The sequence below is a fragment of the Chamaesiphon sp. VAR_48_metabat_403 genome, assembly GCF_031422475.1.
Lineage (GTDB): Bacteria > Cyanobacteriota > Cyanobacteriia > Cyanobacteriales > Chamaesiphonaceae > Chamaesiphon.
Genome location: NZ_JANPLS010000225.1, coordinates 1 through 15,223 on the forward strand (window position 1 = coordinate 1; position 15,223 = coordinate 15,223).

Sequence of the window (15,223 nt, forward strand, 5' to 3'; positions counted from 1 at the left end):
TAATAAGTAACCTAAGTTGCTACCTATAACCCCAGCGGTTAGAAACCGCCGCTCGGAATGCAAAGTCCGCCTTCGCGGACTAATAATTCAGTCCGCGAAGGCGGACTTCGCATCATTAGCCGCGACTTCAGCAGGCAAGAAATAGGTAGCAACTTGGGTTAAGTAAGCAGCCCCAACTCCCAGTCTCCCAGTCTCCCAGTCCCCCCGCTCCCCGCTCCCCGCTCCTCGCTCCCCGCTCCCTAAGGTGCCGAACCGTGACAGATCCGATTATCCCACCAGATATTATTGGTGCCCGATCGCGTGCCGTAGCTGGGGGTAATGCCATAACTACTGCCCTGAGCGTGTCCCATCGTAGAGGCGATCGAACCGTAGAGCTTATTGAGATTGAAACAGCGCGGATCGCAGTGTCCCTCCGGATCGAAGGTATCGAGCAGAAAGTGAGTGGTGAGTTGGGGAAATTTACCCCCAGCTAGAGCCGATCGCAGATAGACACCGAGGGTAGAATTATACTGATTGTCCGAGTAGGGGGGATTGGGGAGCGTGGCGATATTTGGATTGCTAGCACTACAGGTATTCTGATTGCCGCGATCGGAACGGGCACCGACTTGGACGATTTCAGTAGCGACGCTCGATTTTACGCGCGTATTGCGGACGTTAAAATAGTTAGTCAGCGGCGCACAGGCACTGCTCAGGCTGGCTTCTTGCCCTGGATTGACTACAGACTTATCGCCGCTATTATAACGGCTGCAAATCGCTTCTACCGACCAGGTGGCGGTGGTATAAATGCGCCCGCTGGCTGCTGCTAATTTGCCTGTGGCTTCTTTTTTTTCTGAGGCTATTTCACCCGCACTCAAGCCCAGATTGGCAAGTGCGGTGTCGAGAGCCTGACTGCGGGCATCGCCTGTCGCCGCCCGCCACGCCTGTCTCAACAGCCGTTCTCGCACTGGTTTGACTAATACATCGCTAGCTTTCTCAAACTCCGTCGTCGTCGGGCGGCGCGGCTCGTAAAAATTGGGACGAGCCAACACCGCCGTATTCGCGCGCGGTAAAAAGGCATTCACCCCCAAGCCTAACGGCCCGCGACCGAGTTGACGTTCGCGCTCTAATGTGCTGGGAGCCATGACAACCGAGGTGTCGTGTAAAATAAACCGAGTATCGCCCAACCCATTAACACTCGCATTACTACTAATATTGCGACTGCGTAAATATGCCGCAATCCGATCGCGCTCCGTTGGTAATAGTACCCTATTGGTATGATTTGTCGGCGTTTGGGGCGGCAAAGAAGTCGGTACTGGAGTCGTTGTCGGTGTAGGGATGGGAGTAGAAACGGGGGGTGTCGTCGTACCGCCAGGGAGTGGATTCTTGGGTGCTGGAACTGGAATCGGTAACGGCGATTCACTCGGTGTTGGTGTTGGTGTAGTAGTCGGAATGGGGACTGGCGTTGTTGGTGACGGACTGGGTATCGGTTGCGTCAAACCTGGAGAGGTAATTCTTTGAGCGATTGCTTCAGGTGGAGCTGCGACCGATCGCAAATTAATCGAAATTGTGGCGACAATCGGTACCAAGAACAATACCAACAGTGTAAAAATACGATCGGAAAGAAAATTAAATCTAGGCATACGTTAAGTTGAAGGTAGATAGCTTACACCGAGATTAGCAGAAGTCTTGACAGTCGATCGCGAGTACTATGTTCCAAATTAGCAATCGTTCGCGATCTTTATCTGAATTCGATATATTCTAAATCCAGTATTTTACTAGATTCGATCGCCCGATCTCCACCAATCATCGATACTTCTATTGTCAAAATATTCATGTTGTCTATTACATCTAATCATCCTCAAACTCTCCTCAAAAATCGATACCAACAAGTGCGGCAAATTAGCGAACAAATTTGTCAGCCATTAGCCATAGAAGATTATCCGATCCAAAGTATGCCCGATGTGAGTCCGCCGAAATGGCATCTGGCGCACACTACCTGGTTCTTTGAAACCTTCTTGTTATTGCCACATTTACCAGACTATACCGTCTTTCATCCCCAATTTGGCTACCTATTCAACTCCTACTACGAAGCCGTTGGCGCGCGCCATCCCCGCCACCAACGCGGAATGCTCTCACGTCCGACAGTAGCCGAAGTTTATCAGTATCGGGAATATGTCGATCGAGCCATCGACGAATTATTAGCTACCAGCCAAGATCCCGCACTCGCCACACTCATCGATTTAGGACTCCACCACGAGCAACAACATCAAGAATTACTACTAATGGATATCAAGCATATCCTCGCCAGCAATCCCCTTCACCCCATCTATCGCCACGATTTATCACCGCATCCCACACATATCGAGCGTAAAATTGAGTGGTTAAAATATCCTGGCGGACTGTATAGCATCGGTCATCAAGGTAACGAATTTGCCTTCGATAACGAATCCCCCCGCCATCAAGTTTATCTCCAAGATTATCAATTAGCCGATCGATTGGTGACAAATCATGAATACCTAGAATTTATGACAGCAGGTGGTTATCAAGACTCTAAATATTGGCTGGCTGAAGGCTGGGCAACCGTACAAACTCAGCAATGGCACGCGCCCCTGTATTGGGAAAAAATCGACGGTGAATGGTGGGTAATGACGCTAGGCGGACTTACTCAATTAGACATGTACGCACCAGTTTGTCATGTAAGTTTTTACGAAGCCGATGCCTATGCAACTTGGCGATGTAAAAGACTGCCTACCGAAGCCGAATGGGAAATTGCCACTGTAAATATGCCCCGAATTGGTAACTTTTTAGACAGCGATTTTTTACATCCCACCCCTGTCAATAGTTCCCATTATCAATTTTTTGGCGACGTGTGGGAGTGGACGCAAAGTGCTTATTTACCTTACCCTGGTTTCCAAATTGCCGACGGTGCGATCGGGGAATATAATGGTAAATTCATGTGCAATCAAATGGTTTTACGCGGCGGTGCTTGCGTGACTTCCGCCAACCATATTCGCCCTACTTATCGCAACTTTTTTCCACCCTCAGCTCGTTGGCAATTTAGTGGGATTCGCTTGGCATGTTAGGAGCGGGGAGCGGCGGTAATCCAAGGTTTAAGATCGGTCGGTGTAAATGCCTGAGATCGCGCCAATTTCGCTTCGGGAAGCTGCCCGATCTGTACGATCGGAGCGGGGGTATCTACAACCGCAGCAGCCTGTTGTTGGGGCGCACAGGCACCGATCGCGATCGATAATCCACAGGCTAAACTAGCTAAAGGCAATAGGCATTTCACTGGAACGACTCCGAGCATAGATCCTCGATCGTAACTGCAATGTTATACCTCTATTCTGACCGATATTTATCAGCTTTTTAAAAACCGATCGCCGGAGATCTAAATAATGAAACCAGCCGAATTATTATTAATACTCGATCGAGCCATCCAAGATCGATCGACCCATCTCGATCTCTATCAACACCAACTAGCTAATCTACCAGAAACGATTGGCAATCTGACAGATTTAGTCAGCCTGCGTCTGGTCGAGAATCGCCTCACTATTCTACCAGAATCGATCGGCAATCTGACTAAATTACGCGAACTGCGCCTCTACAAAAATCAGCTTCGCAATTTACCAGACAGCATTGCCAATCTTCAGAATTTAACCTATCTGAGTTTGAGCCTCAATCGACTGACGGTATTCCCCGAAAGTATTACCGAGCTGACTAATTTAACGGGGTTGCTATTAAATGGCAATCAAATGGTAGTGCTGCCCCAAAGTATTAGCAAGCTGACTAATTTAACCTCTCTAGATATTACTGGTAATCCGTTAATGGATCTATCAGTGCTGAAAAGTTTACCTAAATTAAAAATAGTCAAATTTTGGGGGATAAAATTACCGCGCCAATATTGGATCGATCTCAAGTCTTTTCCCTCAGCTTTACAATTTGTCAATGGTGCGATCGTCGAATATCAAATAAAACTTGAGTATTTTAAGCATCTCAGTCAAAATTCGTTAATTTTACTACCTAATAACCTAGACGAGTTGTTTTCGCCGACAGAAGATAAGCAAGATAAAAACATTACTAAACCTCCTGAATCACTTAGTTTAATTGGCAAAATTGACCAAAAAATGTTCGTACATTTAAGAGAGGAGCTACGTAAAGCCCCAGACTGTCATCTTCATTTAGCCAGAAATAAATTAACTTCTCTTCCATTCGACATCGGCAAATTAACTCAATTAACTTATCTAGATTTACGCGAAAATAAATTAGCTTCTTTACCAGCCAGTATCGGCAATTTAAAGAATCTAACTCATCTAAGTTTACAGCGAAATCGATTAACTTACTTGCCTGTCAGTATTGACAATTTAACTAACCTTACCCATCTTTATCTCAGCAGTAATTTTCTATCTTCATTGCCAGAAGGTATCGGCGAAATGAAGAAGTTAACACACTTATCGCTGGGTGGGAATTCGTTAGCAGTCATCCCTGAAAGTTTGACAGAATTGAGCGAATTAATTAAGTTAAATATTAATCGTAATGCTCTAGATTGTCTACCACTGATGTTCGGTCGATTTACTAAATTGATGCATTTAGATTTGTCCCACAATAAAATTATAAAACTACCGCAGAGTATCGGTAAATTAACTAATCTAGTCACTCTCGATTTAAGTAACAATCAATTATCCGAGCTGCCAGATAGCATGAGCTTGCTGCATAACTTAACCACTTTAAATTTAATTAAAAATCAGATCTCCGATCTCTCGATGCTTTGCAAACTACCTAAGCTACAAATAGTGCAATTGCTTGGAGTAAATTTACGTCGTCGATATTGGATTAAGTTTAGTGAATGGAAGGCGGAATGGTTGCTAGATGAAACAAATGCAGAACTACGGCGGAGATTAATTCAACAGATCGGTTATGAACGAATTTGGCAGGAATTGGATGCAATACAGCTCGATGCTTGGCGAGAATATACCTTATTTAAAATCGATGGCATGGCGCAATTTTACAATTGGCGTAGACGCGAAAATATTCATGAACCGATGGTATTACTTAAAATGACTTGTCCATCTACCGGACATATTCATGTCTTACGCGTACCTCCTAACATAACGAGTGCAGAGGAGGCGATTATCTGGGTAAATCATGGCATTCATCCCGACAGATTTAGCGTCCAAACATAAGCCATTCGATCGCTATCCTTTGCTAGAATCGATTTGTTGTTGTCTTGTGCTAAAATCTATTTGTGGCAGTATAGTTTAATTGGTGAAAAAATCTCCCTTTCACGGAGGCGTTGACAGTTCGAGTCTGTCTACTGTCGCACTAACAACGTAGTTTAATTGTCAAAACGCTGTGGAGTATACCCAGTCATATAGGTGCAAATCCTGTCGTTGTTGTTTGTGATGTTGTGATATTTATAGCAATCGCCAAGGCGGTTAAGACACTTGAAATATTAGTCCGCGTCGGCGGACTTTGCAGCACTAGCGACGATTTCAATCGTTGTGCTGTCCGAATCGCCTTGGCGGTTGCTGTACTATCCACTAATTACCCTCAATATCTAATTCGACACTAGAAACAGAGTAGATTAAGAATTAGGAACTAAACGGATAATCCGATCGCCGCCCGTGCGACCATCACCATAGCCATCATTGTCAGAAGTAGTGATGTATAAAAATCCATCTGGCCCTTCTTTAACATCCCGCAGCCGTCCGTATTTTTGCGGCAATAACTTTTCCTGACCGATAACTTTAATGCCATCGAGTGCGACGCGAATTAACGCTCGACCGCGTAAATTTGCAAAAAAGAAATTACCCTGCCATTGAGGGAAACTCTTCCCAGTATAAAAGGTCGCGCCAGCGGGTGCGATCGCATCTTGATAAAGCAACAGCGGCGGTAACTGACCTGGAGCTTGTCGATTGTAGCTGATATTCGGCCAACCGTAGTTTTTTCCTGCTTCCACCACATTTACCTCATCGCCACCCTGACGACCATCATATCCAGAAGGGCCGTGTTCGGTCTGAAATATCGCTCCAGTTTTGGGTTGAATGGCGATTCCCTGCGCGTTGCGATGTCCGTATGAAAAAATTTCGGGACGAGCATCAGTGCGTTTGACATAGGGGTTATCTGGGGGAATGGTGCCATTATCGTTGAGCCGCAAGGTTTTACCGTTGAGATCTTTGAGATCTTGCGCGCGTTTGGATTCGCCGCGCTCGCCCAAGGTAATATAAAGTTTACCGTCTCGTCCGAATGCCAGCCGCGAGCCAAAATGATTCCCCGCCGCCGTTCCGGGTACGCCTGGAAAAATATCGAGTTTTTCGGTCAATCCTGTATCGGTCAAGCGAAACCGCGAGACGCGCGTTTGGAGCAAGCCGCCTGCACCTTCGATCGTGTATGCCAAATACAGCCATTTATTGCGGCTAAACTGAGGATGCAATGCCAAATCCATCAGTCCCCCCTCGCCGCGTACGGCAATTGTCGGCAATCCCGCAATGGGTTTGGGATCGAGTTTACCACCGCGAATGATTCGCAATCGACCGGGACGTTCGGTAACTAAAATAGATCGATCTGGCAAAAATTCAATCGACCACGGCACCTCTAATCCTTCGGTGACGGTTTCGACTTTGAAAGATTTAAGATCGGTCGGTGTAAATGCCTGCGATCGGGCCAATTTTGCTTCGGGAAGCTTGCTAACCGGGGCAACTTGTGGGGGAGTATTTATTGCAGAAGAAGCCTGTCGATCGGACGCACAGGCACCGATCGCCAGCCATAATCCACAGGCTAAACTAGCTAACGGTAATACAAACTTCACTGGGACTCGTCCGAGCATAGATCCTCGATCGCAACTGCAATGTGATACCTCTATTCTGACCGATATTTATAGAACCCACTCGGCTTTTAATTTTTTATAAGAGATAATGAGTCGATCGCCTCTTGAGCAGACTGATATCGATCGATCGGTAATGGTTGAACCATTTTGTCTATAATTGCTGCTAAATCTTCTCGAACTTTAGCATCATTCCGCCATGCTATCTGACCATTATCATCATACTTAAAATTTTCGGGATGTATCCCTGTTAATGCTTCAATTGCAACTATTCCCAGCGAATATATGTCGCTACTAGGATAAGCATTACCGTGAAACTGTTCGGATGGAGAATAACCCCTTGAGGTGATTATCGTACCAGGTTGAGGTTGAGATTGATGAGCGATAGTGATCTCATTAAAACCTTCGAGAATTTTAACAGCCCCAAAATCAATGAGAATTAACTTTCGGTCTGATTTTCGTAACATCAAATTTCTAGGGTTGATATCTCTATGAATAACACCTGCATTATCGATATCTTGATTAGTATTGTGAATATATTTAAGAATTGTCAGTACATCGATAAGCCAGCTTGTAACGACATCTTCCGATTGCTGTCCTTGTGAGTTTAAAACATCTCTTAAAGTTTCTCCTTTGATAAACTGCTCGATTAGATAAAATTCGCCACCTTCACAAAATTTAGCTAGTAGTCTGGGAATTTGCGGGTGATCTAGCTTAGATAGAGTTTCAGCTTCGCGAAGGAACAACTCCTCAGCTAATTTTAACAATGTAGGATCGAAATGCGAATGCAGTTTCTTGACTGCACACAAAGGTTTTCCTGGCATGTGCAAATCGTGAGCTTTATAGACGATGCCAAATCCTCCCTTAGCAATTCCTTCTTGAAGCTCATTTTCTTCAGTACTTAATTTATTTTCCCCAATTATAATTTTATATCTTCCTTTTAACAGTAATTTATCAATTTCAGGTTCTTTGATGATTATTTTGGGATTTTTAATTAAAAGATAAAGATATAATTTGTAAGAGCTAGAAATAACCGCGATCGTGGCGATCGACAACAAGGTCGGCAATAAGGGTAGCCAACCAGCAGAAAATATAAAGATAGCATAACAGAAACCAAGTACAGAGATTGTTAAACTACCCACTGATGCAATTAAAAAGAGCGGGCGACTGATGAATCTAAACAATAAAGCTGCGGTAGTTGTCCATCCTAAAATCCAGATAAACTCTACGACTGAATTCCATACCCAAATCTGAGAGCGACCATCTAGAACTGTGCTTAAAATCTGGCTAATCGCCTGAGCATGAACGAATACCCCGGGCATAGTTTCTGGGGCTGTGCCGATACTATAAGGCGTGTAGAAAAAGTCCTTGCTACTCTCGGCTGTATAGCCAATTAATACAATCCGATTTTTTACCAGATCGGGTGTTAATTCACCATTGAGTACTTGGCTCATTGTCACCTGTTCGGCAACTTTAGGAAAGCGATATTTGAGTAATATCTGATATCCATTAGCATTTTTACCAAGATTTTGATAACCACCAAAGTTGTTTTCGATCGACTTGAAAGTAGTCGATTCGATCTGGAGATCGTTATTACTATTAGATCGATCGGGTATTTTAATCCCTTTGCCGCTGAGATAATTAAAGGCAAGTACTAGTCCAAAAGATCGACCCACACGACATTTAGAATCAGTATTAGGGGTTAAAGAAAGTAAATTTCGACGAACGATTTGATGACCATCGATCGCTAGATCGGCAAACCCGATCCGGTTCTCTGGTACATTAGGCGGTGGTGCAATGCCAACTGGCTCAGAATTTCCACAGATGGTAACTATCTTGTTGTTAGCTTGAAGATCGGATGTTAGCTCGATATTTCCAGGTTCTTGCGGAATGTCTCTATAAATATCTAAACCGATCGATTGAGGCTGATATTCATCTAATTTATTAATTAATTTACTCAGAAAGAGATCGTTTTTACCAAGAGAAGTTATATCCTTTTCTTCAATACCAACAATTAGTATCCGTGGATCTGGAGATTCGGGTGGTTGCCATTGTACGAATCGATCGTAAAGGCTGAGTTCCCAATCCGTTAAAACTCCCAAAGACCTTATCCCAAATACTAAAGCTGAGACAAAGAGGCTCGTTATCATTAAAGATTTATTGGCGATTGTTGACTTGACAATCATCTGTCGATACTTTGCTATTTGCATGGTGGATTCACCTTTGTTTATTTCTCAACAGTTAATTTAATATCTTTGAGCAAGTTATCCCAGTTTCTTGCTATTTCTCGGTCGGTCGGCTGTGCGAGTTTCTGTTGGTACAATGAAGAGACGAAATCATACCAGATATTATTAACCGCATAAATAGAGATCCGGTCGATTGGCGATGCTTTTGTTAACATCTCAGCTAAGTTGGGATCTACTTCTTGGCGTAAAATACTGCCTTCTAGAATCGGGTTGTTAGATCGATCGACTGTTTCATTGAGGATGGTAAAACTCCATGTATATTTTCTACCAACTTTTAGCGGAGGTAAAACCGTACCATTAGCAGATTTAAGTTTCGATAGATCGATTCTAATCATCGAATCAGTTTTCGGAGTAGCTAGATTTAGTGAATAAATCTCTCGCTCAACTTCATCTGTCAATATAAACTCCATTTGTGGGGCGGTAGTTTTGCTGGCATAAAATAAGATTTCTGGATAATCTGCTAATGTTGTTAATTGTCCGTCGATTCGATCGGGTAATAGAGACGTTAAGCAAGCTTTATTACTCGTACAGCTTTGTCCTCTAGTTCCTCCAGATATACGTTGAATTGGTGCGCCTGTGCCGCGACTAATCCAAGTAGCATCATTTTGTCCGTTGCGGTTGTTACTAATCTCGATATAATTAGTAACATTACTAATTGCTCGATCGGTATAGATATTATTGGGTTTAATAACCTGAGCTTTTTTGAAATAGACTAAAGCATTACGATAATCTCGTTTGATGGTGGCTGTGTAGCCAAGTTTCATATAATTGTCAAATTCTGCATTTGACTGAGTAATTAATCTAGGTGCGGCAATCGCATGTGTGGGATCGATCGTCAGGGGGACAATTAATAAGAAGATTGATAAATATCGACTCCATGTACTGCGATGCATAATCGATCCCTCGTAAATTTGATTTATGAAGATTAACGTAATCTAGCTACTGAAAGATTGTAAAGTAAATAGGAGCTAGACGGAAAACAGATTGAACATCTATCACTGCCACTCGCCCTGTAGGGTAAAAGCTGCCCAGTAGTAGGGAGATTGGTATTTTGGATCGCGCATCATGGTTTGTTGTGCTTGTCTTAACGCTGCTGCGGGGGTGAGTCCTTGTTTGAGGATACCTGTATAGAAATTACCCATTAAAATCGAGGTAGCTTCATCATCGACATTCCACAGGCTGACTACGACGCGGGGCGTACCTGCATACATAAAGCCGCGAGTTAGCCCGACTAAGCCTTCACCCTGGATTTCTTTACCGATGCCTGTCTGACAGGCACTCAGCACGACTAAATCCGCATCTAATTTGAGGTTGAAAATATTTGGCAATCGCAGATAACCATTGTCTGCTCGACCTTGCTTGTTAAATAACGATAGCACTACACCCGATCGTTTTGGGTCGATACCATCCATTATTCCATGCGTGGCGAAGTGAACGATGCGATAGTTAACTAAGTCTGAGTTGGTAGCATTAACCAGATTAGCGTCAAAATCAAGATTTAATTTACCCCGATCTCCAGATAACTGGAGAATGGTTTCAGCTTCTTTTTTAGTGTTAGTAAGACGACTAAATTTGATGCCGTTTTCCCTAGCCGCACTCTGTAACGATCGTGTTTCTGTTGATAGTTCGGTTGTTTTTGCTGGTTTATTAGTGAGCCGAGCATCGTCACTAGCAAATACCGGATCGGCAAAAACTGCGACAGTTTTAGCTGCTTGGCTGCGGAGATTTTGTTCTCGCAGAATCCCTAATGTGGAAGCAGATGGTAAGTTGATGACTTCATTGGTGAGTAATAAGGGTTGATTGTCTGCACCAGTTGGTAACGAGCCAAAGGGGAGATACTGTAATGCTCCATCTGCAACAATAACTAACCGTTTATTCGTCAATTTATTAGCTACCGCATCAGGTAAAATTGCTTTCAGTTGGGGTGCGATTTTTTCGATTTGAATTTTAGCTGTGGTGTATCCGCTTTTGCTCGTGAGAATGGGGAGATATTTATCGACTATATTTTTAATTTCTGCTGATTTGGGTAGTTGATAGCTATCGATCCTATTTTTAGTCACTAACCATAGATAACTTTGGTTTTCGCCTAGCGAGTATTCTAAGAGTATAGTCTTGTCATCCAAAAGTTGCTGAATTTGAGCGAATTTGAGTGGCTTAGGTTGAGTAATTGCCGCATAGCGGGGACTTTTCAGGCGAATTTGGTCTTTATTTTGTTCGTACTGTTGATTTAGGCGATTATATTCCTGCTCGAATTCAGGGGGAAGAGTTCCTTGTTTGTTAAGAATACTAATGCGACGTTTTTCGGCTGCGTCAAGTTTACTTTGAATAGCACGTTCTTGTGCTAAAAGTTGTGGATCTACACCTTGCTTGATATCAGCTTTGGCTTCAATAAGGAGATCGAGCAGTCCACGAGCGCGGGCACTTTCAGAAGCTTCGATCGCACGAGTATCATAACCTGTATTAGGTTTCTGTTGATGCAGTTGCATTAACAAATCTATTTTGAGACGATAATATTTTTGAACTGAGGCAAAGTATGAAATGCGAAGATCGGGACTAATTATTTTAGTGCGAAGACCTTCGATAATTTTAATTGCCGAATCGATTTCAGTTAGAGCTTTGTCCAGTTTACTTTCAGAACGATAAATAAATGCTAAATCGAATAATATATCGGGTTGTGCTATTTTATTATTTGCCGATCGATAAATAGCAAGAGCTTGACTAAGGTTGTTAAACGATTGCTTATTATCCCCCAATTCTTTATAAATTTTGCCAATCCCATTTAAGCCCTCAGCTTTTTTGATTGTGGAAGATTTGTTGTCTATGAAAAGTTGCACCAATCTTGCTCCATCAAGAGTTGAATTATTTTCTGTAATTTGTTTTTGAGATTCAGAAAGAACCAATGCTTGCTTATAATAAATCAGTGCTTGTTGATTATTCCCCAATTTTCTATATACATCTCCCAAGGGAATTAAAGAGAAATCCTCACTCTTAGTGACTTTATCGCATTCATTTTGATAATATTCTCTCAGTGTTTCACTAGTTCCAGTTTGACTGCCACTTTGAACTCTATCAAGCATAGAACAAGGAACAATTCCTTGGGCTTTATTTTTTCGCTCTTTTACAGCCCTAAATCGATCGTAATAATTCAGAGCTTTTTCATATGCACCTAGTTCATAATGAATTTTACCGATGAGAAATAAATTTTCTTCGTCTTCATCAATAGATGTCAATTTGTTTGCAGAAGTTAATGCTTCTTGATATGCTCCTAAATTGTAATAAATTAGTGACTTGTGTGAAAAAGTAATATTATCGATCTTTTTATCGCCATTAGATATAGAATCGATCCGATTAATATAATCTAATGCCCGCTCATACTCACCGATCTGTATGGATGTTCTGGCATTCAACAATATTGGAGAAATCACTTTCATTTTATCGCCAGAAGTATCTCTGACGTATTTAATAGTTATTGAATTCGATCGATTTTTATATTCTTCGGCTTTTTTGGTGTCCCCCGAACTTCTGTAAATCTCAGCTATGTAGGCTAAAAGTGATTTTTCTTTTTCTTTGTTTTTAACTGCTTGATATAACTTTAATGCTTTTTCTAACTTGTCAAGTGCTTGTGGTTGGCGATCTGCTCTTTGTCCCGTTTGCATAAGCAAACGGCCTGCTTCCATTACTAAAGTATCAGCTTCTAAACTATTACCTTGTTCTCCTGATGGAACTAATTGGGGAGTATTGTTTTTAGGAGCTTTTTCAAAAGCCTGATTTCTATATTTTGCAGCTTGTTGAGTATCCCCTAATTCTGTATAAAGGGCACTCATCATCAATAATACACCATATTCACTCTTTTCGTTTTTTGCTGCTTGATACAAAGTCAATGCTCTTTGAAGTTTTTTTAATGCTTGCTGATAGTCATCCTTTTTTCTTGATGTAATAGTCTGTATTGCTTCTTGCAATAACTTATCTGCTTCAGGATTATTAGCTTGGGCTATTTTAGTTTGTCCAATCTGAAACGAATAAGTAGAGAGATCGGCTAATGTCGATCGGCTATAAGCATCTGCTTGTATTATTGTCGGCACACTTACCATTGAAAAGCTGAAGCAGATCGAGAATATTCTGTTGATAAATTTTGCCATGACTCACTTTTCGATCTTAGAATATATTTTAAATTAATTGAGGATTGAGGACTGAGGATTGAGGATTGGGTGTTTAGTGTGGGGTCTAAATCTCCATCCTAAACACAATCCACCTAAACGGTGGGGTATTTAAACCCCTGTTCTTCGTCAAGGTTTAGATCTGAATATATTTACTTGAAAAAGACAGCCTTTGCTTTTAACTGTCTTAAAAAATCTCGGCTCACTTGAATTGGGTTCTATTTTCTGGCGAATACTCCAACCTATATGATTTATCTCATCATTGGTATGCTTTGGCTCATTCTCATCAACTGGTTTTCCCCAAATTGCCTCAATTAGTTCATCGTAAGTACATAAGATGGGTTGATTGTTGTTCTCAAGATTTTTCAGAGCCATGTGATGAATTAAAGATCGCTCTTGATTGCGAAGTTTTACTTCATCTCGTTCTTGGCGCGTAACTTGAAACAGTTGTTGTCGATCGAAATTGTATTCAAGATCGGCAGGAAGTTGCATCTTTTTAACCGGAATCGTCTCATCTAAGTCAGAAAAACACAAATGCCAGTATACGGGTATATCTGATTCCGTCCACTTCCCCACTACCAGGATCTCATCACCATTACGGAGGGGTACTGCTTCCTCCATACGGACATCTATTTGCGAATTGCTATTATATTTACGGACAAACGTACCATTTGCACTGTCTTCATCGGCAATCCACCATCGTCCATTGCCGTATTCGAGCGTAAACTGCCATCGTGAAACCATTTTATGTCGATCGGCTAAAACAAGATCGTTATCTTCATTCCGACCGACCGTAATCCGCTGTCGATTGTCACCTTGCTGAATCAAAGATTTTAAACAGACTGTAGATTCTTCCAGATCGGGAGAAAGAATCTTCAGAGACGGGTAATCGGAGTTTGAAGTGCTTGCGGAAGGTGAGTTGGTCATTTTTGCTTCGATCCTCAGATGTTCACAATCAGAATACTACCTTTTTTCGGCGATCGAAATTGAAAATAAATTCAATCCACTTTCAATCCACTTGCAATGGACTCGTTCGGTTGGACAACATATCGTATTAACAAGAGCGAAATTTACCACAACAACCAGCGATAGCAATCGTTAATTAGGCAGAAAAAACATACACAAGGTGAGTTACCAAATGAAAAATCGACACTCGAACAACCCGATAAACTCAGTTATCCCGTTATTAGCTCTCATCCTAGTTTCAATCGTAATGGTTGGTTGCGACGAAAAAACCGAACAACAAGTTGACACGAGCCAGGAAATGATAGAACGGCAAAATGAGATCGATCGCAATCGCCAGACTGCACCCGAACCCTCTCCAACGCCAAGTACCCCAGCAATCGATCCCTTTTATGACAAGGAACATGGCAAACAAATGGGGCATTAATCGCTAGCTCTCATATCCGCTGGGATGTTTGCAACAAAATATCCCAGCCGGACACCTAACCCTAAACTGATACTCGATCGAAAATTGTAAGATCGCGAATATCGATCGCGATAAGTAAGTAGAGACAACAAAGGTAACTAAATCATGAAATTTAAAACCCAACTCAGTCAATTAATTAGTCGCGATGATATCATCGATAGCCTCCCCAAAGTTGATATTTATCATTCAGCAAAAGACCATAATCATTTTAGCAGAAGGCTTCAACAACGGGCGATAAATTGGGACGCGATCCGCATCGCGATCGCTTACGGCAAATTTCAATACTTTTCCCAAGCCCAAACTTGGACGCTATTAGATCGCAGTCTAATTCATACTCCCTACGCCAGATTTATCGATAAATTACGCGGGCTGCGAATTATTGCTAATAACTATACATGTGGCGACACGATCGAACTCATTACTGCCTACTGGGTATACGATTTGAGAAGATGATTCCTTCCTTCTGAGTTAGATATTTACATTCACTTAACCTAACGGAGTTGACAACTATGAACGCTAATTCTGCTAAATTACCTACCACTTATGTCATGAAAATTAAAAAGCTGTTTTTAGGTACTACTCTCGCCATGAC

Annotated in this window: 12 protein-coding genes and 1 tRNA gene; 5 read left to right on the forward strand and 8 right to left on the reverse strand. The window is 42.2% G+C overall.

What is annotated here, in order from left to right; genetic code table 11:
- Positions 1 to 239 precede the first annotated feature (239 nt).
- On the reverse strand, positions 240 to 1,619 hold the full coding sequence (locus RMO79_RS10570) for a hypothetical protein (protein WP_310483111.1): 1,380 nt from the start codon (positions 1,617 to 1,619) through the stop codon (positions 240 to 242).
- A 192-nt stretch (positions 1,620 to 1,811) separates the two neighbouring features.
- Between RMO79_RS10570 and egtB the strand changes: the two genes are divergently transcribed.
- Entirely contained in the window at positions 1,812 to 3,062 is a 1,251-nt protein-coding gene (gene egtB / locus RMO79_RS10575) for an ergothioneine biosynthesis protein EgtB (RefSeq protein WP_310483112.1), read from the forward strand.
- Here the strand turns inward: egtB and RMO79_RS10580 are convergent.
- Positions 3,059 to 3,268, reverse strand: a complete 210-nt coding sequence (locus RMO79_RS10580; protein WP_310483113.1) for a hypothetical protein — start codon at positions 3,266 to 3,268, stop codon at positions 3,059 to 3,061. The two genes, egtB and RMO79_RS10580, sit on opposite strands and share 4 nt — an antisense overlap.
- A 106-nt stretch (positions 3,269 to 3,374) precedes the next feature.
- Here RMO79_RS10580 and RMO79_RS10585 point away from each other — a divergent pair, with 106 nt between their 5' ends.
- Together RMO79_RS10585 and RMO79_RS10590 are read left to right on the forward strand one after the other, a co-directional pair.
- The gene (locus RMO79_RS10585; protein ID WP_310483114.1) at positions 3,375 to 5,159 is read left to right on the forward strand and encodes a leucine-rich repeat domain-containing protein; all 1,785 of its coding nucleotides are present in this window, start codon (positions 3,375 to 3,377) and stop codon (positions 5,157 to 5,159) included.
- Positions 5,160 to 5,223: 64 nt separating this feature from the next.
- Positions 5,224 to 5,296: transfer RNA gene (locus RMO79_RS10590), tRNA-Glu, on the forward strand.
- A gap of 47 nt (positions 5,297 to 5,343) precedes the next feature.
- On the opposite strand, the gene RMO79_RS10595 is transcribed toward RMO79_RS10590, so the two are convergent.
- The 6 genes from RMO79_RS10595 to RMO79_RS10620 all read right to left on the reverse strand — a co-directional run bounded on the left by RMO79_RS10595 (position 5,344) and on the right by RMO79_RS10620 (position 14,129).
- Positions 5,344 to 5,517, reverse strand: a complete 174-nt coding sequence (locus RMO79_RS10595) for a hypothetical protein (RefSeq protein ID WP_310483115.1) — start codon at positions 5,515 to 5,517, stop codon at positions 5,344 to 5,346.
- A gap of 43 nt (positions 5,518 to 5,560) precedes the next feature.
- Positions 5,561 to 6,802, reverse strand: a complete 1,242-nt coding sequence (locus tag RMO79_RS10600; RefSeq protein ID WP_310483116.1) for a PQQ-dependent sugar dehydrogenase — start codon at positions 6,800 to 6,802, stop codon at positions 5,561 to 5,563.
- A gap of 68 nt (positions 6,803 to 6,870) precedes the next feature.
- Complete coding sequence (locus RMO79_RS10605) at positions 6,871 to 9,009, reverse strand: CHASE2 domain-containing serine/threonine-protein kinase (protein ID WP_310483117.1); 2,139 nt, start codon at positions 9,007 to 9,009, stop codon at positions 6,871 to 6,873.
- Between the two features lie 17 nt (positions 9,010 to 9,026).
- Positions 9,027 to 9,938 carry a DUF928 domain-containing protein gene (locus RMO79_RS10610; protein WP_310483118.1) on the reverse strand — a complete coding sequence of 304 codons (912 nt, stop codon included), beginning with the start codon at positions 9,936 to 9,938 and terminating at the stop codon, positions 9,027 to 9,029.
- A 102-nt stretch (positions 9,939 to 10,040) separates the two neighbouring features.
- Positions 10,041 to 13,184 carry a CHAT domain-containing protein gene (locus RMO79_RS10615; RefSeq protein ID WP_310483119.1) on the reverse strand — a complete coding sequence of 1,048 codons (3,144 nt, stop codon included), beginning with the start codon at positions 13,182 to 13,184 and terminating at the stop codon, positions 10,041 to 10,043.
- Between the two features lie 147 nt (positions 13,185 to 13,331).
- A complete protein-coding gene (locus RMO79_RS10620) occupies positions 13,332 to 14,129 on the reverse strand; it encodes an FHA domain-containing protein (RefSeq protein ID WP_310483120.1) in 798 nt (265 codons plus the stop codon).
- 211 nt (positions 14,130 to 14,340) lie between these two features.
- On the opposite strand from RMO79_RS10620, the gene RMO79_RS10625 reads away from it, so the two are divergent.
- Both RMO79_RS10625 and RMO79_RS10630 read left to right on the forward strand, forming a co-directional pair.
- Positions 14,341 to 14,592 (forward strand): hypothetical protein, encoded by a 252-nt coding sequence (locus tag RMO79_RS10625; RefSeq protein WP_310483121.1) that lies wholly within the window; start codon positions 14,341 to 14,343, stop codon positions 14,590 to 14,592.
- A 144-nt stretch (positions 14,593 to 14,736) separates the two neighbouring features.
- Positions 14,737 to 15,084: a DUF4258 domain-containing protein gene (locus RMO79_RS10630; RefSeq protein WP_310483122.1), complete on the forward strand. Its 348-nt coding sequence runs from the start codon at positions 14,737 to 14,739 to the stop codon at positions 15,082 to 15,084.
- Positions 15,085 to 15,223 lie beyond the last annotated feature (139 nt).